The sequence below is a fragment of the Hahella sp. NS-SX17 genome, from assembly GCF_057367735.1.
In genome coordinates, this window is the sequence record NZ_CM170632.1 from 6,312,946 (window position 1) to 6,334,638 (window position 21,693).

General features: G+C 47.8%; 23 protein-coding genes. 8 read left to right on the plus strand and 15 right to left on the minus strand.

Annotated features, from left to right (window positions below; translation table 11 throughout):
- Positions 1-164: 164 nt before the first annotated feature.
- Together AC2IBB_RS28215 and AC2IBB_RS28220 are read left to right on the plus strand one after the other, a co-directional pair.
- A complete protein-coding gene (locus tag AC2IBB_RS28215) occupies positions 165-524 on the plus strand; it encodes a hypothetical protein (RefSeq protein ID WP_486330011.1) in 360 nt (119 codons plus the stop codon).
- A gap of 70 nt (positions 525-594) precedes the next feature.
- On the plus strand, positions 595-867 hold the full coding sequence (locus AC2IBB_RS28220) for a hypothetical protein (protein WP_486330012.1): 273 nt from the start codon (positions 595-597) through the stop codon (positions 865-867).
- Between the two features lie 661 nt (positions 868-1,528).
- On the opposite strand, the gene AC2IBB_RS28225 is transcribed toward AC2IBB_RS28220, so the two are convergent.
- On the minus strand, positions 1,529-1,999 hold the full coding sequence (locus AC2IBB_RS28225) for a hypothetical protein (RefSeq protein WP_486330013.1): 471 nt from the start codon (positions 1,997-1,999) through the stop codon (positions 1,529-1,531).
- Positions 2,000-2,324: 325 nt separating this feature from the next.
- Positions 2,325-2,519, minus strand: a complete 195-nt coding sequence (locus AC2IBB_RS28230) for a hypothetical protein (protein ID WP_486330014.1) — start codon at positions 2,517-2,519, stop codon at positions 2,325-2,327.
- Positions 2,520-2,899: 380 nt separating this feature from the next.
- On the opposite strand from AC2IBB_RS28230, the gene AC2IBB_RS28235 reads away from it, so the two are divergent.
- Complete coding sequence (locus tag AC2IBB_RS28235) at positions 2,900-4,051, plus strand: IS4 family transposase (RefSeq protein ID WP_486334002.1); 1,152 nt, start codon at positions 2,900-2,902, stop codon at positions 4,049-4,051.
- A gap of 3 nt (positions 4,052-4,054) precedes the next feature.
- On the opposite strand, the gene AC2IBB_RS28240 is transcribed toward AC2IBB_RS28235, so the two are convergent.
- The 10 genes from AC2IBB_RS28240 to AC2IBB_RS28285 form a co-directional block, all read right to left on the minus strand.
- Positions 4,055-4,537: an imm11 family protein gene (locus tag AC2IBB_RS28240; protein WP_486330015.1), complete on the minus strand. Its 483-nt coding sequence runs from the start codon at positions 4,535-4,537 to the stop codon at positions 4,055-4,057.
- A 25-nt stretch (positions 4,538-4,562) separates the two neighbouring features.
- Positions 4,563-5,147, minus strand: a complete 585-nt coding sequence (locus AC2IBB_RS28245; RefSeq protein WP_486330016.1) for an imm11 family protein — start codon at positions 5,145-5,147, stop codon at positions 4,563-4,565.
- Between the two features lie 130 nt (positions 5,148-5,277).
- A complete protein-coding gene (locus AC2IBB_RS28250; RefSeq protein WP_486330017.1) occupies positions 5,278-5,745 on the minus strand; it encodes an imm11 family protein in 468 nt (155 codons plus the stop codon).
- 24 nt (positions 5,746-5,769) lie between these two features.
- The gene (locus AC2IBB_RS28255; RefSeq protein WP_486330018.1) at positions 5,770-6,354 is read right to left on the minus strand and encodes an imm11 family protein; all 585 of its coding nucleotides are present in this window, start codon (positions 6,352-6,354) and stop codon (positions 5,770-5,772) included.
- 184 nt (positions 6,355-6,538) lie between these two features.
- Positions 6,539-7,387 (minus strand): immunity 49 family protein, encoded by an 849-nt coding sequence (locus AC2IBB_RS28260; protein ID WP_486330019.1) that lies wholly within the window; start codon positions 7,385-7,387, stop codon positions 6,539-6,541.
- A 9-nt stretch (positions 7,388-7,396) separates the two neighbouring features.
- On the minus strand, positions 7,397-8,536 hold the full coding sequence (locus tag AC2IBB_RS28265) for a hypothetical protein (RefSeq protein WP_486330020.1): 1,140 nt from the start codon (positions 8,534-8,536) through the stop codon (positions 7,397-7,399).
- Positions 8,533-9,498, minus strand: coding sequence for a DUF4123 domain-containing protein (locus AC2IBB_RS28270; protein WP_486330021.1), 966 nt, complete (start codon positions 9,496-9,498; stop codon positions 8,533-8,535). Before AC2IBB_RS28270 ends, AC2IBB_RS28265 begins: the two co-directional genes overlap by 4 nt.
- Positions 9,499-9,573: 75 nt before the next feature.
- Positions 9,574-10,125, minus strand: coding sequence for a hypothetical protein (locus AC2IBB_RS28275; protein WP_486330022.1), 552 nt, complete (start codon positions 10,123-10,125; stop codon positions 9,574-9,576).
- A gap of 8 nt (positions 10,126-10,133) precedes the next feature.
- Complete coding sequence (locus AC2IBB_RS28280; RefSeq protein WP_486330023.1) at positions 10,134-14,414, minus strand: RHS repeat-associated core domain-containing protein; 4,281 nt, start codon at positions 14,412-14,414, stop codon at positions 10,134-10,136.
- Between the two features lie 479 nt (positions 14,415-14,893).
- Positions 14,894-15,793, minus strand: coding sequence for a LysR family transcriptional regulator (locus AC2IBB_RS28285; protein WP_486330024.1), 900 nt, complete (start codon positions 15,791-15,793; stop codon positions 14,894-14,896).
- A 188-nt stretch (positions 15,794-15,981) separates the two neighbouring features.
- Here AC2IBB_RS28285 and AC2IBB_RS28290 point away from each other — a divergent pair, with 188 nt between their 5' ends.
- From AC2IBB_RS28290 to AC2IBB_RS28310, 5 genes are all read left to right on the plus strand, one after another.
- Entirely contained in the window at positions 15,982-16,590 is a 609-nt protein-coding gene (locus AC2IBB_RS28290; protein WP_486330025.1) for a glutathione S-transferase family protein, read from the plus strand.
- Between the two features lie 45 nt (positions 16,591-16,635).
- Positions 16,636-17,037: a nuclear transport factor 2 family protein gene (locus tag AC2IBB_RS28295; RefSeq protein ID WP_486330026.1), complete on the plus strand. Its 402-nt coding sequence runs from the start codon at positions 16,636-16,638 to the stop codon at positions 17,035-17,037.
- Between the two features lie 27 nt (positions 17,038-17,064).
- The gene (locus AC2IBB_RS28300) at positions 17,065-17,268 is read left to right on the plus strand and encodes a tautomerase family protein (protein ID WP_431688135.1); all 204 of its coding nucleotides are present in this window, start codon (positions 17,065-17,067) and stop codon (positions 17,266-17,268) included.
- A 163-nt stretch (positions 17,269-17,431) separates the two neighbouring features.
- The gene (locus AC2IBB_RS28305; protein ID WP_486330027.1) at positions 17,432-17,908 is read left to right on the plus strand and encodes an RDD family protein; all 477 of its coding nucleotides are present in this window, start codon (positions 17,432-17,434) and stop codon (positions 17,906-17,908) included.
- A 45-nt stretch (positions 17,909-17,953) separates the two neighbouring features.
- Entirely contained in the window at positions 17,954-18,778 is an 825-nt protein-coding gene (locus AC2IBB_RS28310; RefSeq protein ID WP_486330028.1) for an ATP-grasp domain-containing protein, read from the plus strand.
- On the opposite strand, the gene AC2IBB_RS28315 is transcribed toward AC2IBB_RS28310, so the two are convergent.
- From AC2IBB_RS28315 to parE, 3 genes are all read right to left on the minus strand, one after another.
- Positions 18,775-19,128, minus strand: a complete 354-nt coding sequence (locus AC2IBB_RS28315; protein WP_486330029.1) for a hypothetical protein — start codon at positions 19,126-19,128, stop codon at positions 18,775-18,777. The two genes, AC2IBB_RS28310 and AC2IBB_RS28315, sit on opposite strands and share 4 nt — an antisense overlap.
- Before the next feature lie 16 nt (positions 19,129-19,144).
- Entirely contained in the window at positions 19,145-19,591 is a 447-nt protein-coding gene (locus AC2IBB_RS28320) for a hypothetical protein (RefSeq protein WP_486330030.1), read from the minus strand.
- A gap of 105 nt (positions 19,592-19,696) precedes the next feature.
- On the minus strand, positions 19,697-21,589 hold the full coding sequence (parE, locus tag AC2IBB_RS28325) for a DNA topoisomerase IV subunit B (RefSeq protein WP_486330031.1): 1,893 nt from the start codon (positions 21,587-21,589) through the stop codon (positions 19,697-19,699).
- Between the last annotated feature and the right edge of the window lie 104 nt (positions 21,590-21,693).

Sequence of the window (21,693 nt, forward strand, 5' to 3'; positions counted from 1 at the left end):
AATGATATAGGGTAAAAACCACACTAGTTCATTCTATGTAAGTTCGTATAAATGGCGTTTTCTTATTATTTATCAAAAAACATAACAAGGCGCTCAAGCAAGGACAAATTTTCCGCTTATCTTGGCATTATGCACAATGGAAGCTAAAAAATGTAGGTTCATCAGTGAAAAATCTTTGGGATGATATTGCCAACCTAGGTTTGGAGTTTGAAAGCGATAGTTTCGATGGAGAGCGAATTGTTCGAAAGCCGCCCGGCTTAGGTGGTCATACAATTGAAAATTATCCAGATGATGACTGTGATTGTATGCCTTTACTTATATCGCTAATAGGTGCGAGCATCAGATTGGTGAGTTTGCCTTATCCATGCAGCGTCGGAGGCATTATAGATAATGATATTCCACAGGGCTTAGACATAATTGTTTCCAGTGAAGATCAGTGTATCGAGCAGGTTAAAGAGTATTTTTTTGGCCCTACGTCCCCTTTGGATAAAGTAAAAGCGTATATAGAAGAGCGAGATGCATAACAAACAAGTCAACTTTACAGTTCTGCTTCAGGTTACTTAAGTGCTATGTATTTATAGGTTGAGGAAGTCCATGGATAGAAACCTTATTAAGTGCAACTCTATCGAATATCGAAAAGGCTATATAGAAGTTCTAGCGGGCATTCATGATAAATGTGTAAATCTAGAAGTATGGAATATACACCCCGAAGTTGATATTACGTCGCTTGATCTAGGTGATGAATCTCTTCCTGAAGGTGCGGTAACCTCTAATACAGAAATCGAACTTAGCCTTGAAAATGCTGAGTTACTAATTAGCCAGCTAACTCAGGCTGTAAATAAAGTCCGTGCCAAAAACAATACATAACAATTTGGTGAAGTACACTCCGGTGGCTATCGCCACCTACGCGGGACAGCCAAAGTGTTAGGTATTAATCAGTATGCATAGCCAACAGATTCAAGAATTGATTGATGCTGTAAGGAAAGAGTTTGGAGAAATTCATTACTTTGGATCATCCAAAGAAGAGAGACACGGAGTTGGATTCACGATTTCCGATGTCAAAGCTACGTTTTCTATCTCTACATTGGGTGGTGACCTAAAGAACAGTTACGATATTCAGGTATAAGGTATACCCGCTGGTGAGTATATTTTTACTAATGAAGTTTCACTGGATGAATTTTTGAATCTCGTGAAGATATTTAGAGGTCCTGAGAGTGAGTGGCCATGAATACATCTAACAAGGGCAGATTCAGCAATTCTCCCTATCCAGCCATATCGGTTTCAGTTCCTTAATCTGATTAGATAACCACTTTGGTGACCTGCGTGGACGTTATGTGGATAGTACTACCCGGGTTTTATAGGCAGGTCTTCTTACTGCATGTCCTTCTGCATTTTCTTCGACAGGCCCTACTGCTAACCAGAGCTTTCTCCGAATGGGAAGTTGTAAATGATGATCTGGGTTATTTTTTCGATAGAAAGCTTTGCAGTGTCTCAATAATTTTTGTCGTATCCATAAAGTTACTGCATCTTAAATGCATGCGATTATTAAGCTATTAGAAATAGGGGCGCGGCGGATCATGATAGTAACCACTTTTGAGTCAGGTGTATCGACTGGGGCGCTCAGTTGTGCGCGAATATATCCTGAATATTGATAGGAGGCTTTCGATACCTTGGGAAAAGCGTAATTATGACGTATGCGACTTGGGCCAACTGGGACCACTTTGAATTCTCCCCAAAGTTTACTCATCTCTGATAGAGTAACATCTAACTTAGGAGACAAGTGGAGTTCTAAATATTCTACCCTTGAGGGATTTTTCTCTGTGCGGAATGATATTCTACCAGAGTCAAAATTGATGTTGGCGGGTTTAAAGTTAGCGTTGCCTAAAGATATGAAGTCCTCTCTCATTTCTGTGGATATTAGCGCTAAAAACTCATGGGAGCTGTATTTGCCCATAAGATATTGGTCTACAATTTCCTCTATTTCTCTTAATATGCACATGTTGAGCTATCCTGATAGTATATTTAGATGATAAGCAGGTGAGTCAACTTACCAAAGTTTGCGTACCTTTGCGCCTGTAGCCCATGCGTCAGCTTCTTCTGGAAAGTTTTGATATCGTTTACGATAACTCATCCTGGCTTTAGGTCAATGTCATCAACTTAAGACCAAGATATAGCTCAAAGCGGTTGAAGGCAGCGGAAAGATGCGCTTCTGCTTACAATCTCGGGCGACCATGGTTCCTGATGATCTGTATAATAAGCGTGTTTCTCAGCCGGCTCCCCTTGGAGCTGGACTAAAGGGTATTTGAAGGCTTGGCTGCATGATTTCAAACACTGAATATTTCTTCAGCTAGTTCAACTATTTTTTCTTTTATATCGAATATTTCTTCTTGCTCTTTTTCAGAGTACAGCGAGCATGCTCTTTCAAATGGAGCCGATATATCTATAAACACCATGGCGAGCTCTTTGGGTACGAGCCTGCTATTTTTATAGATGGTTTCTATGGCTTCATTCTCAGTCATATCAAGCCGAGTTAACTAAAAGTTGCCTTTGTGATTAGTACTATCCTAGTTCAACACTATGCTTAGCCACTGGACTCGCAGAGTACAGTGGGCTAATGGCTACACACCAAGTAAAGCGCCTCCGATACAACGCTCTTTTTGCCAGTAGCCTATGTCGCGATCTTGCCAAGCTTATAAAAAGCTAAATCGGTAAAACCCTTGGCTTGTAGATGTTGTTTCACACTTTCATGCGCTATCAGCATGTTGGTGGATTCCGTCAGACGAAAAAAATGGCACCCCTTGCACTGCTGTCCCACAGTTTGGGATAAATAAGAAAGCCTGAATCTCTGTTGTTACAATGGATCTGCGAAGAAACTATTAAACAACAAGGGATTCAGGCTTTGTCACATCATAACACCGCTTTCCAACAACTCCTAAAACCGCTTCTCAGACATGAATTTGAGGGGCTGGCCAAACAGCATCATGTGGGGCAAAAATTGCGATCCGCCAGTCGCTGGGATCAGTTTATTGGCATGGCCATGTCGCAGTTGTCTGGACGCCAGAGCCTGCGGGATATTCAGTCAAATCTTGAAGCCCAGCGGCATAAACTCTATCACCTTGGCGCAAAGCCCATTGCTCGAACCACGCTGGCCAGACTGAATGAAAAGCAACCCGCCAAACTCTATGAAGCCTTGTTCTACAAGCTGCTTTTCCGTTGTAGATCTCAGCCAGGAAAACACAAATTTCGCTTCAAGAATCCCTTGTATTCTCTGGATGCCAGCGCGCTGGATCTATCGCTTAAACTCTTTCCGTGGGCTGCTCACCGCGATGACGCGGCTAATGTAAAGCTCAGTGTTGGACTTAATCACGCGACTGAAGTACCGGAGTTTGTGGCATTGAGTAACGGTCAGGAAAACGACATGATCCAGGGTCGTAAGTTCTCTTTCCCCAAGGGTAGCATCCTGGCCTTTGACAAAGGCTATGTGGACTACCAGTGGTTCGGAAGTCTGACAAAACAGAAAGTCAGCTTCGTTACCCGGCTTCGAGCAAAAGCCGTATATCGGGTGCTTGAGCGCAAACCTGTTGTAAGAAACTCAGGAGTCACCAGTGATCAGGTGATTGAGCTAAGCAGTGCTCACGCAGTCAAGCGGGGAGCCCCCAAGTTGCGTCGAGTTGGTTATCGGGATGCTGAGACCAACCGTCACTATCAGTTTTTGACCAACAACTTCACCCTGGCAGCCACAACCATTGCAGCCATTTATAAGGATCGCTGGAAAGTAGAACTGTTCTTCAAGGCAATAAAACAAAACCTCAAAATCAAAGCCTTTGTGGGGACCTCAAAGAATGCCGTTCTGACGCAGATTTGGATTGCCCTTATCGTTTATCTGTTGGTTGCTTTTGCACGCCATAGCGCAAGGGAGGGATGGTCAGTGCAGCGAATGCTGAGGGTGCTGCAGCTAAATTTGTTTGAAAGAAAGGCGCTGGTAGAGATCTTTAATCCTAGTCCACCGCCTAATCAAAAAGACCAGCCTCAAATGAGGCTGGTCTTATGACTGTCAAACTGTGGGACAGCAGTGGCACCCCTTGGCTTTTTCCGGGTCCACAACCAGACTATCAAAGTCCACATCATACAAAGCTGAATCGGTAAGGCTATGCGCCGCAACAATAGATCTTTTCATATCTGCGGCAGAAACCAAGCTAACAACATTCACCACTTTGTAGTGTGTATAGACTTGGTCGCTGTCGGGGTCAGTTAGCTCAAGATCGTAAGCATCAATGCTATCAACCCCACACTCTCGTAGTGCGGCAATCAGCTCGTCACTGAAAATCGGAGCTGCTGCGCGAAAAAAAGAAGGCATATGATGTGAATCATCTGCGGAGTGCGGGTTGTATGGGCTAAGCGTGAACTTCAAGGGATTAGGAGGAGGCACGGTAAGCCCCATCCCTATTCTCCAGTAGAACCAGTCTACTTCAGGAATGTCTCCTCGCCTCTTCTGTATCCATCTACCGATGCAATCACGATCGAATGCGTAATACATTTGCTAATTCCAATAAGTTCGCAACCTATAGCGCAACCTTACTAGGCTCATAGAATGCAAGATCGGTAAAACCTTTAGCCAGCAAGTGCTGCTTAACCTTTTCGTGAACGATAAGAGCGTTAGTTGACTCAGCTAGTCGGAAAAAGTAGTGCCCACCAGCTTTTGCTGGATCGATGACTAAGCTATCAAAATCCACATCATAAAGAGGTGGATTACCTGAGTCGTGAACTATCGCAGTTGATTTTTGCATGTCGGCTGCAGAAATAAGGCCAATGATATTTACAACCTTATAGTTAGAATAAACTGCTCCATTATCCGGATCTGAAATCTCAGTGTTATAGGTTTCTAAATTGTTGATTCCACATTCCTCAAGGGCTGAAATAAGGTCATCGCGAAAAATAGGCGCCGCAGCTTGGAAGTAGGATGGCATGTGCAGGGAGTCATCCTCCGAATTCGGATTGAAACTCTCAAGCGAAAATTTGAGTGGTTCTAGTGGAACGTGAGAAAGCTTTGCTCCCATGCGCCAGTAATACCAGTCAACGTCGATAATGTCGCCATCTGGGTCCTCGATCCACCGTCCTGGACAGCTTCGATCAAGTATGTAATACATTTATCACCAACCTTTGTAGTGGCTTACAGAGCAGCTTTGCCAGAAGGATAAAAAGCAAGATCGGTAAATCCCTTAGCCAGCAAGTGCTGCCTAACCTTGTCGTGAACGATAAGTGCGTTGGTCGACTCGGCTAGCCGGAAAAGTACTTTCCTCCAGCCTTTGATGGGTCAATAACCAAGCTATCAAAGTCCACATCATAAATATCGGAGCCGTGAACTATTGCATCCGATTTTTGGATATCGGCTGCAGAAATAAAACCAATGATATTTACAACCTTATAGTTAGAATATACTGCACCATTATCCGGGTCTGTAATCTCAGTATTATAAGTTTCTAAATTATCGACACCACATTCCTCCAGCGCTTCAATTAGGTCATCTCTAAAAATAGGGGCCGAGGCATCTAGAAATGATGGTAAGTATGGCGAATGATCCCTCGCATGTGGGCTGCATGGTTTCAAAGTAAACTTTAGCGGATTAGGAGGCGGAGAAGGAAGTACCGCCCCCTTACGCCAGAAGTACCAATGAACCCCGGGAATATCGCCGCGCGGGCTCTTAATCCATCTCCCAGGGCAGTCACGATCAAATACGTAATACATTTTCTAATCCCAATTTCCTTAACCCTATAAAGCAACCTTACTTGGCACATAGAAGGCAAGGTCGGTAAATCCCTTAATCAGCAAGTGCTGCCTGACCTTGTCGTGAACGATAAGTGTGTTGGTCGACTCGGCTAAGCGGAAAAAATACTTTCCTCCAGCCTTTGAAGGATCAATAACCAAACTATCAATGTCCACCTCATTGAGTGATGGCAAGTCTGATTGATGAGAAATAACATCTGACTGCGGCATGTCAGCCACGGCAATTAACCCTACAATATTGACTACTTTATAATTGGTATATGTTTGCCCATTATCAGGATCGAATAGATCCAGATTATAAGTTTCAAGATTCTCAACACCGCATTCTTGTAATGCAGCTATTAGCTCGTCGCTAAAAATTGGGGCTGATGCACGAAAGTAGGATGGCATATGGTGCGAATCATCTGCCGAATGTGGATTAAATGCTTCCAAGGTAAACTTTAATGGATCTGGCGGTAGGTATGGAAGAGCAGCTCCTTTTCTCCATGAAGACCACTTAATACCGGGGATATCGCCTCTGGGTTGATCAATCCACCTGCCTTTACAGTTTCTGTCAAAGACGTAGTACATTCGCTCTCTCCCAGAGTTAACCCTTTTTCACGCCACCATACTCTAAAAGTATATGAAGGAAGAGCTGCCAACGATGATATGAGTCCCCACCAATATTACGCCAACTTTTCCTCCTAACAGAGGATGATAATAAGTTGGCGTGGTTACTGAGCCGGGCTGACTTTCAAAGGCTCAAGCTCGCAAGCTACACACCAAATAGAGTTCCTTCGATACAGTATTTAGGCAGGTAATCAGACTCGACAGTCAAGTCGTTCCCAGCGTCAAACCACTGTACAGCCATCCCTAGGAGTTCCATTGGGATAAAGCTTTGAACTGGGGCTACGTCTTCTTCACATCGTGCCTCAAAGAATTCGATAAGAGCTTTGAGGTTTTTCTCTAAGACTTCATTAAAATCCAGGCCAAGATTGGTTGCCAGGGCCAGCAATAGCTCAACCTTACCCATAGTTATATCCAGTGCTTTATCACTTCCTTCTGCAACGGCCAGCTCTGACGCCTTCTTAATCAGCGGAACAAAATCATCGCGTCTGAAATGAAAACTCTGCAAAGCCTCCACTAAAACATACTCTGCTTCAATACTTTTTGTTGCGCTTGAGCGCAATAGACTTAAGGGGAAGGTAGCTAGGCTGGCCATACTTTCTTTGTCGCGCGCGACAACCGCGGTGAAGTAGGCTTCTTGCCAACGCTCAGGGAAAATTCTGCCATTTTCTACAATACCTGCACCATTGAGTTGGGCTTCCCCACAAGCTGATAGTGATATATCAATATTGGTGTCTGGATTTTGCGCTAAGGTAAAATAAGCAGCATATGCCTTTGCTGATAGTTTGATGGCTTCAGCTCCAGCTTTGTCGTATGAACTATCATCCAACAGGGTTATACGCCGCGCTTTAGTCAGAGACTCTTGAGCAACACTAAGTACATTGTCGCTTTTCCTATATAAATTCTTACACCCATTTCTCATCAAGCGATCAGCACGGTCAATGCATTCAACAGCCCAATCCTGGGGCGTAGTAGCTTGTCTTTGGTTTTTAATCATAATTCCTACTTAAATATCATTATCTAGAATAGATTTAAGCTTTGCTTTATCTATTTGATACTCAGAGACCTTTACACTATCCACAGCGGAAGGGTCATTCTCAATAGGGGTTTGCACTCTAAAATAGCGAATGGATTTGTCATCCTGAGAAGCAAACTTTATTGCGTCTGCGGCATAGATTTCCTTCCTTATTGCGTCATTCTTTTCATCAGAAAAGTTTGATGATACGTCCTTGTTTGCCATACTCTGAGTTACATTTGCAGCATACTCCGTAGTCCCTTGCTCGTAGTCAATACCATTGATGTTCCGGGTGCCAGTTGTTCCGCCTGCGCCCTTGGCTTCGATGATAATGATTTCACCCGCATCGTTCTGGTAAACCATGTCGAAATTCCCTGAGAGCGAGGGAGCGTTTTCGATATCCTCGGGGTGGATACGCTTGAAATCCGGGAATTCTTTTTGGACATGGACATCGGCGTATAGCTCGCCAATTTTCCCTGATACGGCAGCGACATTTTTGCTGTTGTATTCGGTCATATCCCAGTCGGAAGGCTTTAAGTCTTCGACTTTCTTGCCAAGCTTCTTCGCGGCTTCTTCCTTGAGCGCTTTTCTTTCATCTCGTAGCGTGTCGCGTTCGGCTAGGAGTGCATTAAGGCTTGCAGCGTATGGATGATTGTCCGGCAAGCTCATGTCGTAGGTCGTAATCTCTGTGGAAACGGCCTTGATCGCGCTCTTTTCAACAGAGCAGATTTCCTTTCCGTTGGCCTTCGCCTTGTCTATGGGCTCTCCGTCCACGACAACCGCATGCACGAACTCTTCCGATGACAATTGCTTTTTAGCTGGGTACTTAACTGCATTTTTCCGGGTTAGCGTGATCTTATCTTCATCAAGATCAATATCGTCGTCGGTAAAGGTATACTCCGGTCGACTACTTTCACCGGTTTTCAGCAGTACCGTCGTGGGGCTGTTCTCGGTTGGCTTGCCATCCTCCAATACTTTCTTGACCGCAGATTTGTGATCATCTGAAAGCGCCGACATATGCGGCTCAATGAATTTGTCCACCTTGCTCGTCTGTACGCCGGACTGAGGGCAGTTGCCCGCCAGGGAGCTTACATGCAGGTCATCCGCACCATTTAGGCTGTTATCAGTCATGCTTCCAACTTCCCATCCATCATGGACTGTCGCCCACTGTAGTAGTAAAGAGCCTCTAATCGAAGGCTGATATTCCCCAGCTCGGAGTTCTCCAGATAGTCCGTTCTAATCCATTTCTGGCTATCGTCCTGGAGGAAGTCCCAACCAAACAGGATACAAGCGTTAATAAAGTGATGGGCGTCTTGCCGGCTTTTAGCCCCAAGTTGATGCATCTGGGAAATGGCGGCATTAACAAGTCTGAACAGCTGGTCTGGCGCAATAGATTTAAGTCGGTCGGGATACTTTTCCAGAAATGTTGTCGCCATCTTTCGAACGAACTCTCGACGGACAGCGTGTGTAAACTGCTCACACTGATCCTGGCGTATTTTGAGAAGGCTATCTGTTGTCCCAGAGCTTGGCTGTTCTGATGGGTCGTAGACGCTGACGTGTGAGTCTGATCCATCAACATTTCTCGAAATAAACTGCAGCTTTCCCTGTTTACGCTGAAATATGCAGACCTTTTCAGGCGTGTCACCTTCCATCCAGAAAACGCCGGTATCGCCCAAAATGCGATTGAGTTGCGCCGATTCGCAGAGTGGCAGCAACACTCTCATATAGCGTGGGTCGCAATAGCGAAAGTACCAGTTCTCGTTATTGGGGCCACGGACTTTTGCTAGACGGCGGAAGTGCTGAACGAGTTCTGTCATGGGTTTATTGCTGGCTACAAAAATACACCAGCTGTTGCCCCAGCCTTCCTGAAATAACCATTGAGTGAACGGATCACTGCCTAACTCGACGATGTGGGGAGACGCAGCCTTTAACGTTTCTCCAATCCCGTGCCAAAAGAGCGTCGAACTGTCGCAGGAGCTTTGGGTTATTTGCGGATAAATGCGCTCGTCAATGGCGCAGTCGACTAACGCGTAGTAATGACGAAAGCCGGGGCAATGGCCCTTTAAAGTGGATAAATTGAAAAAGTCCTGCATTCTGTACAACTCTTCCTGATTTTAAAGTGTCGCTGAAAGTTGGGCGTTTAAGAACAAGCGCCCCAGTCGTAGCTTCTATAGGTCTCCGTCACCCGGTAGTAAACTATCCAGATCGAAAGTCGAGCTGGCTGCCGGCGTTGCTTTAGGGACAATTACAGGGTGTTTTAAATAGACTTCCTCCCCCATTTCACTGAGCCAGTTCAGCCAGATGTGATTACTGAACTTGATTTTGAGCTCGTCGTTTTCATTTAGGTTGGAGGTGTTACGTATCGCCGTTAAAAACACGGGCTCTAGCTCTGGGACCTTGTAGTTTAACGATCTGATGTATTCCAGAAATTGAGGGGGAAGCAATAAATTATGGGCCTCAACATAGTGAGCCAGCCCTTCTGGCCAATACCACTTTCCATCAGTCCGTTCTGCACAACCAAGCGGGCTACTCTCTGAGTGTTCGCATTCAAAGCGACAGCGTGCGTACCCGAGCCAACCATCGCTGCGTGCGCCACTCTTCAGGTAACTTACGATACTTTCTTTGTCAGAGCCGATATCTCCGCACAGAAAGCTCGGGGTGACTCCGCTTTCATAATTATTCGACCAGAAGCCGACTTCATTCAAAGTGGTGACTTTCATGTGTATTCCTATGCGACAGTAGAACATGAGCCATTAGGCGTGAAAGTTTCAAACCCTTCCCCTACAGGGTGCAAACAAGAATTTACCTCCTCACTCGAGAGGGGGCTACCTTTCGCTTCAGTAAGCTGGGCAACCTTCTGTTCATCTAGTACTCGTACATCGCCATTGTCATCTACTTTCATTCTCCCCGTGCCACCTGTGACAGGCACACCCATAATATTTGAGATATCTTGTCTTGCGGGACCTGGTCTTTCGCGGCAAGCAACCACTTCAATTTCATCAGGTTTAAAGCCAATTTGCTTCAGCTTATTTCCTAATGTTACGCCGTCATAGCCAGCAATGGCGTTCCCTGTGCCGTGAGCCAAAAGCGTTAATTTCTTAACATCGCGCAAGCTATCAATATTGTCTTTGCTGATAACAGGAACGTTTCGAGTGTCGACGAGCTTTTGTGCCGTCCACGCAACAACGTCATTGTTTGGCTGCAACACTAAAATCGCATTTTTAAAGCGGTCTTCCATAATGTCATAGTTTGCCGGTACGGCATCTGGGCAATCTCCTGGCTTAGCCGTCAAACCAAAGGGGTCTACCCAGTGGGTCGGGTTGGGGACATATAGATAGTTGTTGGCGCCACCAACCAACCCTACCGGGTCTTGGTTGATGAACCTTGCGCTTCCAGGGTCGTAATATCTGTGGCGGTTATAGTGAAGTCCCGTCTCATCATCGAAATACTGGCCTTGGAAGCGCAGCGAGTTTTCAACCTCTTCGGTTTCTTTTAGCGCCAAGTTGCCATACGCCTTGTAACGCACAGACCAAACGATTTTGCCTTTGGCGTCCGTCATTTCCTGCGGCGTACCGAGGTGATCAAGGTGATAGTGGTAGACTTTTTGATCTTGAATAAAGGCCAGCGGTCTAAACGAGTTCGGCTCGTAAACGTAGATTTTACTCAGATGCTTACGTTGCTCTGATAGGAGAACGTCGCCATTCCATAGGAACACTGTTTTCCCAAAAGCATCCTGCTTACTGACGCGACGACCGAGAGCGTCATACTTGTACTTAGTTCTTTGCCCGTCTTTCTCGACAGCAACCAGTTGATTTTGCTTGTTGTAGAAGTAGCGAGTCTCAAGCTTTCCGCCTTTTCCGCGCTTCTCCCTGATCAGATTGCCGGCTTCGTCATACTCAAAATGGCGATCGCCATGGAAGTTAAGACGGTTGCCTTTTGCTTGATTGGCTCCATCCAGAATGTTGCCAGCAGGATCGAATGAAAACTCCTCATTACAGAAGCTTTCCACTGCTTTCAAGCGATCCAGGGCATCGTAATGGTAGTGGGTCGCCCCTTTTTTGAAATCTTCAATTAATGCCAGGTTACCGCTAAGGTCATACCCATAATCGCGCTCAATGATGCGCTCTTTAGTCTGGCGGTTGCTCGCATGGTGACGGACCAATCGACCCATCAAGTCGTATTCGTAATGTGACTCAACAGATCCCTGAAGTCTGCGGGTTTCGCGACCATATTCATCACGTTGCACTTTGGCAAGCGTTGTTCCGTTGAAGCTAGCTTGATTGAACAACCCATTTGAGGCATACGCAAACTCTAATGTGCGACCGTCTGGTAAAGTAGTTTGCATCCGGTTGCCAAGCGCATCATATTCATGACGAAGAACATGATGGTCTTGTCGCTCTTCGGCCAACTGCCCCAATCTGTTATAAGCAAACTGAATGCTACGATTGGAATTGACAGCCTTAATTACCTGACCATTGGCGTTATACCCAAAGCGACTGACTTCGCCATCAGGAGTGTGTTTCTCCAACAAGCGCCCTATTCGGTCGCGCTTGAACAAAGTCGTATATCCAGCTTGCGCCACCTCATCGGTATGGAGGCCTTCAATATGAGCTTTCAAATAGCCGGCAGGGTCGTATTGATATTGCTGCACGCGCCCATCAAATCCAACTTCGCGAATCAGCCGCTCATTGCGGTCATAGGCGAGCTCATAACGCTCACCTTTTTCGTTGATTAATCCTACTAGGTTGCGCTCTTTATCATACTGATACTCGAATACATTCCCTGAAGGATCGATCTTTTTACGAACTTGAGATAAGCCGTCGTATACATATTCAGTACAGCGACCAGCGCCATCAATAACATGAGTCAATTGGTCATTGGCGTTGTATCGCAACTGAGTTTTAGAGCCATCAGGGTATACAACCTCAGTTATATTGCCGTTTAGGTCGTATTTGAATCTGCTAACGCCCCCTTTTGAAGTGGATGCTTTGCTGATTGCGCCGCTCTCGTTATAGGCATAGGTCGTGGTTTGATTGTTATTGGTTTCACTAACCAATTGCCCCTGATGATTCCATCGATACTCTTTCTGATTGCCAACTGCGTCCGTGACCTTGTTTAGACGCCCTTGGCTGTTATATTCATATTGAGTTTTATTGCCGGCTGGATCGATAAAGGCGGTTACCAAACCACGCGAATCATATTCTCTGGTCCACTTATGCCCGAGCGCATTAGTGATGCTGATAGGTTGGGCGTTTGCGTTGTAATCGATCTTGTAAATACCGCCATTCGCATCAACCAGGGTCGTCAACTTTCCTTGGTCGTTATAGGCGTAATGAGTACTGTGTCCATTGGGGTTGGTTTCCTCGATGAGATTACCCGCTGCATCATATGCTCTGCGGGTGACGCCGCCCTCTGGATCAATCTCTTTTACTACTTGCCCTCGCTCGTTGTAATGGTAGGTGGTGACCCCGCCATTACTGTCGGTGGCTTGAGAAATACGGTTCTTTAAGTCCCATTCAAAGCGATAGTCATAGATGCCGTTGTCGCACCACTGACGTAAGCAGCGAGCGGATTTGTCATAGCGATTCCACTCAAAATAGACGCTGAAGCCAGTCTTGAGAGTGTGGCGGGTAATCACGTGATTACGATAACCAAAGGTTTCGCTATTACCAGCAGGATCGGTTACTGCAACCAGGTCTTGGGCTTCGTCATATTGATATTTAACAAGACTTTCTACGCGCCCGTTGCCATGAACATTCTGGACTTCGCTGATCAAACCGTAAGCGTTGTGCAGTAGATGCAACCGTTTGCCGCCGGAGGTGGTTACAATCGTTACCGGACGCTCATGCTCCTCCAACTCTACCCAATAGCTGACATCAATACGGTTACCCAATGAGTCCAGCACAGACTCAAGTCGATATACGCCGTTCTTGCCTGAGAAAGCCAGATTGGGTTTACCCAGCTGTTTCAGCACGAAGTGACGCTCGCCCAAGCGGTGCAGCTCAAAATGCTCCGCGCTGTTTCGGACCATCTCGCCTTCTGACGGCAAAGGGAAATCAATGTAGCGTCCTTCATCTGTTGTAAAGACGATACGGCCATCAACTTCTTCTAACTGCTGGCTAAGAAAGTGTGTCCAGCCATGACCTAATCCGCGCTGATTATTGTTGGAGGACTTGTACGTTCTTTTCCAAATCAGAGGGAGGGGGCCAGAGAGTTTAAAATCCAGCTGGTCTAATAACTCTTCGCCAGTGACCATACTGATGGGGTGGCCGTTTTTGCAGGAATTGACGTTATCCTGAGAGGTTGCGCCATTGTCGTTTACGCCCGTTTTATCACTGGTCGCGGGGGTATCTCCAGACTTGGGTGCGTTTGCTGGCGCGGCGGCCTTTTCACACTCCTCACAAAACGGCAGCCCTTCCTGAGCGGTATTCTTTAATGTCTGTGCTTGCGCTTCCTCATCGGGCCCTTTCGCCTGTGCTGGCGCAGAGCTGGGTGCGGCGGCGGGCGCTGCAGCAGCGGAAGCTTGATGGCTACTGGACGCTCTTTTCTCACTAGACCAACCGGGATTGCCCGCTAATTGCGTGACATCCATGACTTCTCCCGTCACCGCTGGCGGCGGCGGTGGGGCCGGATTGGCGCGAGCAATCAAACGCTCAGCAAGTCTCACCTCTGAACTGACAGGTACTGGTCCTTCTTCGCTCTCGTTGATAACTGGACAGAAAGGCTTCTTCTTGTCAGTAAATATCAACAACACCTCTCCACGCTCAACGCCTCTGACGAAGTCATCCTTCCACTTGCGAAAGTGGGGTGAACCACGCCCAGGAAAAGCCCCAAACCCTGAGCGGAAGTGATAGCCGCATAAATTGCTGGCGACATCGCTGACCTTAAAGTCGTTGCTCAAGCAACGGTCGGCAAAGCTCGCTGCAAAAAAGGGAGACTCGATAAATGGAAGATCGGCGACAGTGATATCAGACCAATGCTTAAATGCATAAGAGCGGGTGGAATACATGCAGGAAACATCCCTTGTATTACGCCTTTCCTGACCCTTGAGGCGGAGATGACGCAGAGCTAAGAAGTGTTAAGTATTAGTACAATGCAAGAATATTTTACTATCCGGAGACGTTTAGATGTATAACCCTATCGGCATAGGAAGTAAGAGGCAGCTTACAATAATAGCTTGGCGGGATGATTGTAAAACACACGCCACAAAATTGTTTTACCTTGGGTTAAGGGGCGGCATTGTATATATATTCGTACAGTCAAGAATCCACCTCTCAAATTGAATCGCCCCAGAATATGTGTCTGAGGTAGCACGTTGCGTCTTCCTTAAAACGCTACTAATGAGCGGCAAAACCTCTCACGCAAAAGTTTAGGCATATTATGGATTGAGCTTAAAGGAAGGCCCACGAGCAATGAATCTATCGTCAATAGAATATCCACTATTCCAACCACCCCAAATATACCCAGTCCCCTATCTATAAATAAGCACTACTTCTCAAACCACTTCTCAAGAAATTGAATACATAGGGTTAACGCTGGCGGTACATAACGTCGCGCTGGATATAAGGCATACAGTGTGAGGTTGGGTTTGGTTTCATCTGCGAGAACTTCCACCACTTCACCTTTTTCTATCGCGTCGCGGCAGACAAATTCGGGAATAAAACCTATGCCCTGTCCGCGTTTAATGGCCTCCATCATGAAGATGGTGCTGTTGACTCTGAGTTTCCCCTCTATCGTGACGCCCTCGCCGATAGGCCACAGACTTTTACCTTGGAAGTAGCTGTACACAAAACAGTTGTGCTGACTCAAATCTACAGCGGTGACAATTTTCGGGTGATTTTCTAAATAGCTGGGGGCGGCGCATACACGATATTCAAAGCGAGTAAGTGGCCGGCCCACATATTGCGAATCGAATGGACGACTGGAAGCTCGAAAGCCCAAATCAAATCCTTGCTCCACTAAGTCCGTGTTTTCATCTCCCAAATGAATATCTAACTGAATATCTGGATAAGCTTCCATGAAGCCAGCAAAGACCAAAGATAGATCTGTCAGGCCCAATGCCATGGGCGCATTGATTTTCAACTTTCCTTTAGCGTGCTGTTGCAAGTCCTGCACGAATGAATCTGCGTCGTCCAGTTGCGCCAATATGGCTCTGGCCCTTTGTAAATAACCTTGGCCCACATGGGTCAGTTCTATGTTGCGGGTGGACCTGTGAAGCAATCGCGCTCCCAGGCTTTCTTCCAGCTTGGAGATCTCCTTGCTGATCATGGACTTGGTGGTATTGGTTTGCTCGGCGACTCGCGTAAAGCTGCCGAGATCAGCCAGTCGAACAAAGAATTGAAGCGCTCTGAGTTTGTCCATAGACATCAAGTAGATCGTTATCAACAAACCTATGGTTTCCAAAATGGAAACTACTGGTTCTCATTGTAGCTATATATCCAAACAATTAGGAACCCTAGACTTGCAGCTGTTGACCTACCAACCGGCCCATCAACTGCAACGACAAAGCTGCCTGGCCACAAGTAGGACGACGGACTATTTATCAAACCAAACAGCTTCAGAAGAAGGAACACATCATGTACACACTTTATTACGTTCCAGGCGCCTGTTCCCTGGCGACCCAGGTAGTACTTCACGAACTCAATCAACCCGTTCAGATCATAAGCAAACAAGCTGTAGAAAACTTCCAAGCCATTAACCCCGTTGGCACAGTGCCTGTTCTGAAAAAGGACGGTAAGACCTATACAGAAGGCGCCGCAGTTATGCTGCATTTACTGGAAACTCACCCAAATGTTTTGTTCCCGACTGAGAAAGCAGCACGGGAGCAGGCCATTCAAAATATCATGTTCGCCAACGCAACCATGCACCCCGCCTATAGCAAGCTATTTTTTGTAGCCAATACAGACCTCAGTGAATCTGCAAAACAACCCGCCTACGCCTCTGCGGCTAGCAGCATAAACCAACTGTGGAATGTGGTTGAAGACAGATTAACAGAGCAGGTCTTCCTTGGGGGCGAAACGGTGTCTGCAGCTGACATCATGTTGACGGTGTATTCACGTTGGGGCGCCAGTTTCCCCGTGGATATTCATATTGGGCCCAACACACAAAAGATGATTGACCATGTTTTATCAATGCCGAGTTTTCAAACTGCTTTGAACAACGAGCAACGCCAAGCAGCGGCATAACGACGGCTTAAGCGTCATCAACGCCAGCGATCGAAGGGGAAAAGAATGGACAGGGGTTTAAAACATAGAACGAGCGAGCTTGATTTTGGCCAGACAGATTTTACAACCATCATCAACATCGTTGATGCCTATTTTGAAGGACTTCATTACGCCGATACTGCACTGCTAGAGCACATCTTCCACACTGACGCTGTACTAAAAGCGCCTGGGTTAAGACGCTCTCTTAGAGACTGGCTCGACGCGGTGAAAAGCCGTCCTGTCCCTTCTGAACAGGGCTTACCCTATGAATTTCGATTACTTTCGGTGGAGATAACAGGGAAGCAAGCCATGGTAAAAGTGGCTTGCCCCCTGTTCAAATACAACTACGTGGATTATCTGGGTTTGTTAAAAGAAAACGGTCAGTGGCTAATTGTTAATAAGATGTACGCAGATCTATCCAACAACTAATTAACGCGTCTAAAACAGGTAAAAAATATGCCTTACATAAACATTAAAGTGACAGATGAAAACGTCACCCGCGAACAGAAAAAAGCACTTATAAAAGGCGCCACTCAGCTAATGGTGGATGTACTCAACAAAAATCCAGAAACCACATTTGTGGTTATTGATGAGGTCAATACGGATAACTGGGGAATTGGGTACGATCAAGTGACGGATTTGCGAAATAGAAGTAATTAGAACGTAAAATGCTGATGCGGAAACACAGGGAGTGTGTTTATGAGTCGCCACTAGCTATCATCAAATTTGACACAAAACCCTCTCCTCCATCCATGCCCCAGGCTCATTAATCTGCTAACCTAACCAGCTTCAAATTAGATACTCGGATGTATAAGGTAACTCAATGAATCCCTACCAGGCTCCTCAGACGCAATTGACCTCAGAAATACATATTGAAGATATGGAGTATGTCGGCTTCTGGGCGAGAACCGGCGCCAGTATTATCGACACGATAATCATCATGGCGGTCACCTACCCGATTCTGATCGCCCTGTACGGCTTCAATTATTTCGATGGGGAGACTTTAATCGCAGGGGCGGCGGATGTGTTGCTCAATTATGTTTTCCCGGCGCTCGCCGTCATTCTGTTCTGGATATACCGGTCCGCCACGCCAGGAAAAATGCTGCTTAACGCCGTCATTGTCGACGCCAAAACAGGCGCCAAGCCATCTAAGGGACAAATGATCGGGCGTTATTTCGCATACTATATCTCCGGGCTGCCTCTGGGCCTCGGTTTCCTGTGGGTCGCCTGGGACCCAAAAAAGCAGGGCTTTCATGACAAGCTCGCTGGAACCGTCGTCGTACGTTCCGACGACATATAATCCATCGCCCTGTTTAGGGTTATTGACTAACTTTTCGAGGGTTTTATGGCTTCCATCATCGTGGTGAACGGCGAGCAATACTGGCCAAAATACCTGACCGGCCACGAGGTGCACTACCGTCGCCTGCAAACCAGCAAATGGTTGTATCACGATAACAGACTGTGGGTGTTTGACGCTTCCGGCGTCGTACGGGCGGACGCGGTGTTGTGGCGTCTTGGCGCGGTTAAACCGGACGAATCCCATCGCAGCGTTCTGGAGCTGATTCGTTTCGCCGGCGTTCCCTGCGTAAATCCAGCGCGCACCTTACTGCGCGGCTATGATCGTTTGTCGATGCTGGTGGAGCTGCAGGAAGCAGGACTGACCGTATCGCCGCATACTATCGCCATCGGCGAGAACCTGTTGGATAAAGTCGATCCTCCCCTGCCCTCGGTGGTTAAAGTCGGCAATTTCCACGGCGGTTACGGCAAGGCCCTGGCGGAAAACGCAACGGCCTGGTCGGACATCAAGGACCTGACGTTTATATCCAATGACTACGTGACGCTGGAAGACTACATTCCTTACGTCCGCGATATTCGCTGTCTCGCTATCGGCGACCGGATGTGGGCCATGTCCCGCCGCGGCGCACGCTGGAAAGCCAACATCGAAACCTTGGACTTTCAACTGATGCCGGTCCCAGACAATTTGCGAGAACAAACCCAAATCGCAATGGACCACCTGAATGCGGACATACTCGGCCTGGACTTTCTGGAAACCGAAGGCGGCGAATTTATCCTGCTGGAAAGCAACGATATCCCCGGACTGAGCGGATTCCCAGAAGATGCTCTGGAAGCGCTTGCGAGGATTTTGAGGGAGAGAGTTGAGAGTGTTTAGGGCTTTGGCGGCGTCTCTGCTGATAACGGCAAAATGGACTTGCCGTCAGCGCTGACGCACAGATTTAAAGCTTTGCTATTTTCGCCAGGGAAGCCAAATTGCGAGCCGATCTGCCTGATAGCTTCCGCCACCAGCTTGGGTGTTACTGAAAAGGATGCGTCAGGAGTAGCCTCGGCAGTCTCAGGGGAGCACCGCCACGGAATGTTCATGTCTTTATCCAACGTAAACCAAGGGACGCGCTTTTCCCCTTCCCGCCAGACTTTTAACCTGAACAGACTCCACTCTACTTCATCGACCAACCAGACATATCGAGCGTCGCTGACGGTTATTAATCTAGTCTTTGATTTCATAGAAAAAAAAGGGTAGCTATTCGTTTTTCTGTTGATTGATTTCCAGCAATACTTCTTTGTTGTCACTATACCAACCTAGTCTGGCGGTATCGAACTCATCCTTTCCCTCATGCCGCCAAATGCCCATCAATTTCAAGGCTTCATTAATCGCTTCGCCGGATTCGACTGGCCCATAGATAATGGAGCCGTACTCCCATACCACCGCCAACTGACTACCGTAGCCTCCGTGATATGAAGTTTCGATAAACCCACACATTCCTGTAAATGACAGCTCTTTCGTCAGTGTTTTGATTTTCGGCGTTAGATTGGAACCAAAACGCGCAAATGGAGCAATCGCACTTCCTCTAAAGCCTTTCGTTCTCGCGCAGAGCGGGATGAACGCGTAATTTCCCACCAAATACAGGTGAGGCAAGTCGCCCTGGTATTTAAAGCTAGTGACGATGCCGGAGATATTGTGGCCCATAAATCAGGATGTTAATGACAGGAAAAATGATGTTTGAACAAGCACAAAGTGTGTCGAGTGGAAAGCAGGCATTCCGCTTTCCACTCCGAGGTGACTAGCCAAGAATCAGACCGCAATCTCAGCCAGGTTCCCTTTGCTTTCGAGCCATTCGCGTCTGTCGGAGGCGCGTTTTTTGGCCAGGAGCATGTCCATTTTTTCTTCGGTGTCGTCGGCGGCTTCCACGGTGAGTTGCACTAGACGACGGGTGTCGGGGGCCATGGTGGTTTCGCGGAGTTGCAGAGGATTCATTTCACCCAGGCCTTTGAAGCGTTGGACGTTGGGTTTGCCTTTTTTCTTCTCGGCGGCGATGCGGTCGAGGATGCCCTGCTTTTCATAGTCGTCGAGGGCGTAGTAGACGTCTTTCGCCACGTCGATGCGGTATAACGGGGGCATGGCGACGAAGACGTGGCCGGCTTCCACCAGCGGGCGGAAGTGTTTGACGAATAACGCGCACAGTAAGGTGGCGATATGCAGACCGTCGGAGTCGGCGTCCGCCAGAATACAGATCTTGCCGTAGCGCAGCCCTTCCAGATTGCTAGAGCCCGGGTCGACGCCGATAGCCACAGCGATATCGTGTACTTCCTGTGAAGCCAGAATCTGCTCAGAATCCACTTCCCAGGTGTTAAGGATCTTTCCACGCAGCGGCATCACCGCTTGAAACTCTCTATCGCGAGCCTGTTTCGCGGAGCCGCCCGCGGAGTCCCCTTCCACCAGAAACAATTCGCCGCGCATCGCATCGCCGCCGCTACAGTCGGCCAGTTTGCCGGGCAACGCCGGGCCGCTGGTGATTTTTTTACGCGCGACTTTTTTGGCGGCGCGCAAACGGCTTTGGGCATTGTTGATGGCCAGCTCCGCCAGTTGCTCCGCTTCCGCCGTATGTTTGTTCAGCCACAGGCTGAAGGAGTCTTTCACCACACCGGAAACGAAGGTGGCGCATTCACGGGAGGACAGACGCTCTTTGGTCTGACCGGAGAACTGGGGCTCCTGAATTTTCACCGACAAAACATAGGCGCAGCGATCCCAGACGTCTTCCGGGGACAGCTTGACGCCACGCGGCAGCAGGTTACGGAACTCACAGAACTCCCGCAACGCTTCCAGCAAGCCGGTGCGCAGGCCGTTAACATGGGTGCCGCCCTGGGCCGTGGGAATCAGGTTGACGTAGCTTTCCGCGATCAGTTCCCCGCCTTCCGGCAGCCACTGCACCGCCCAGTCCACCGCTTCCGTATTGCCCGCCATCTGTCCAATGAAAGGCTGCTGCGGTAAGGTGACGAACTCGTTGGTGGCGCCGCTCAGATAATCTTTCAGACCGTCTTCGTAATACCACTCGTCTTTCTCGCCGGTGTTTTCGTCTTTAAATGTGACTTTCAGACCGGAGCACAATACCGCTTTGGCGCGCAACACATGACGCAGGCGCAGAACGGAAAACTTGGGAGAATCGAAGTACTTGGGGTCAGGCAGGAAAGTCACCGTGGTGCCGGTGTTGCGCTTGCCGCAGGTGTCGATCACTTCCAGGTCTGAAGCTTTATCGCCGTTGGCGAAGGTAATGCGATGCACTTTGCCGTCGCGACGGATCAACACTTCCAGATTCAGGGACAGTGCGTTCACAACGGATACGCCCACCCCGTGCAAACCACCGGAGAACTGGTAGTTTTTATGGGAGAACTTACCGCCTGCGTGAAGTTTGGTCAGGATCAGCTCAACGCCGGGCATCCCTTCTTCCTTGTGGACATCAACCGGCATGCCGCGGCCATCATCAGTCACGGATAAGGAGCCGTCTTTATACAGTACGACATCGACTTGGCGCGCATGTCCCGCCAGCGCCTCGTCAACGCTGTTGTCGATAACCTCCTGAGCAAGGTGGTTGGGCCGCGAGGTGTCCGTATACATGCCCGGACGACGGCGAACCGGGTCCAGGCCATTAAGGACCTCAATGGAGTCGGCGTTGTAGTTGTTTGACAAAAGCTTCTCCTGAATACAACTCATTACTTGCCGACGCGCTTTCGGGCGGCGCTCCCTGCCCGCTGTTGATTGAATTGGCCAGACATCGGCCTTTCCCGGAAACG

Bases quoted from the DNA above. Each gene is read 5' to 3' on its own strand.
- AC2IBB_RS28225 (WP_486330013.1), bottom strand. From the start codon at position 1,999: ATGTGCATATTAAGAGAAATAGAGGAAATTGTAGACCAATATCTTATG.
- AC2IBB_RS28320 (WP_486330030.1), bottom strand. From the start codon at position 19,591: ATGGGCCACAATATCTCCGGCATCGTCACTAGCTTTAAATACCAGGGC.
- AC2IBB_RS28270 (WP_486330021.1), bottom strand. From the start codon at position 9,498: ATGCAGGACTTTTTCAATTTATCCACTTTAAAGGGCCATTGCCCCGGC.
- AC2IBB_RS28275 (WP_486330022.1), bottom strand. From the start codon at position 10,125: ATGAAAGTCACCACTTTGAATGAAGTCGGCTTCTGGTCGAATAATTAT.
- AC2IBB_RS28260 (WP_486330019.1), bottom strand. From the start codon at position 7,387: ATGATTAAAAACCAAAGACAAGCTACTACGCCCCAGGATTGGGCTGTT.
- AC2IBB_RS28300 (WP_431688135.1), top strand. From the start codon at position 17,065: ATGCCTTACATAAACATTAAAGTGACAGATGAAAACGTCACCCGCGAA.
- AC2IBB_RS28230 (WP_486330014.1), bottom strand. From the start codon at position 2,519: ATGACTGAGAATGAAGCCATAGAAACCATCTATAAAAATAGCAGGCTC.
- AC2IBB_RS28280 (WP_486330023.1), bottom strand. From the start codon at position 14,414: ATGTATTCCACCCGCTCTTATGCATTTAAGCATTGGTCTGATATCACT.
- AC2IBB_RS28255 (WP_486330018.1), bottom strand. From the start codon at position 6,354: ATGTACTACGTCTTTGACAGAAACTGTAAAGGCAGGTGGATTGATCAA.
- AC2IBB_RS28220 (WP_486330012.1), top strand. From the start codon at position 595: ATGGATAGAAACCTTATTAAGTGCAACTCTATCGAATATCGAAAAGGC.
- AC2IBB_RS28245 (WP_486330016.1), bottom strand. From the start codon at position 5,147: ATGTATTACATACTTGATCGAAGCTGTCCAGGACGGTGGATCGAGGAC.
- AC2IBB_RS28295 (WP_486330026.1), top strand. From the start codon at position 16,636: ATGGACAGGGGTTTAAAACATAGAACGAGCGAGCTTGATTTTGGCCAG.
- AC2IBB_RS28305 (WP_486330027.1), top strand. From the start codon at position 17,432: ATGAATCCCTACCAGGCTCCTCAGACGCAATTGACCTCAGAAATACAT.
- AC2IBB_RS28315 (WP_486330029.1), bottom strand. From the start codon at position 19,128: ATGAAATCAAAGACTAGATTAATAACCGTCAGCGACGCTCGATATGTC.
- AC2IBB_RS28290 (WP_486330025.1), top strand. From the start codon at position 15,982: ATGTACACACTTTATTACGTTCCAGGCGCCTGTTCCCTGGCGACCCAG.
- AC2IBB_RS28265 (WP_486330020.1), bottom strand. From the start codon at position 8,536: ATGACTGATAACAGCCTAAATGGTGCGGATGACCTGCATGTAAGCTCC.
- AC2IBB_RS28250 (WP_486330017.1), bottom strand. From the start codon at position 5,745: ATGTATTACGTATTTGATCGTGACTGCCCTGGGAGATGGATTAAGAGC.
- AC2IBB_RS28310 (WP_486330028.1), top strand. From the start codon at position 17,954: ATGGCTTCCATCATCGTGGTGAACGGCGAGCAATACTGGCCAAAATAC.
- AC2IBB_RS28240 (WP_486330015.1), bottom strand. From the start codon at position 4,537: ATGTATTACGCATTCGATCGTGATTGCATCGGTAGATGGATACAGAAG.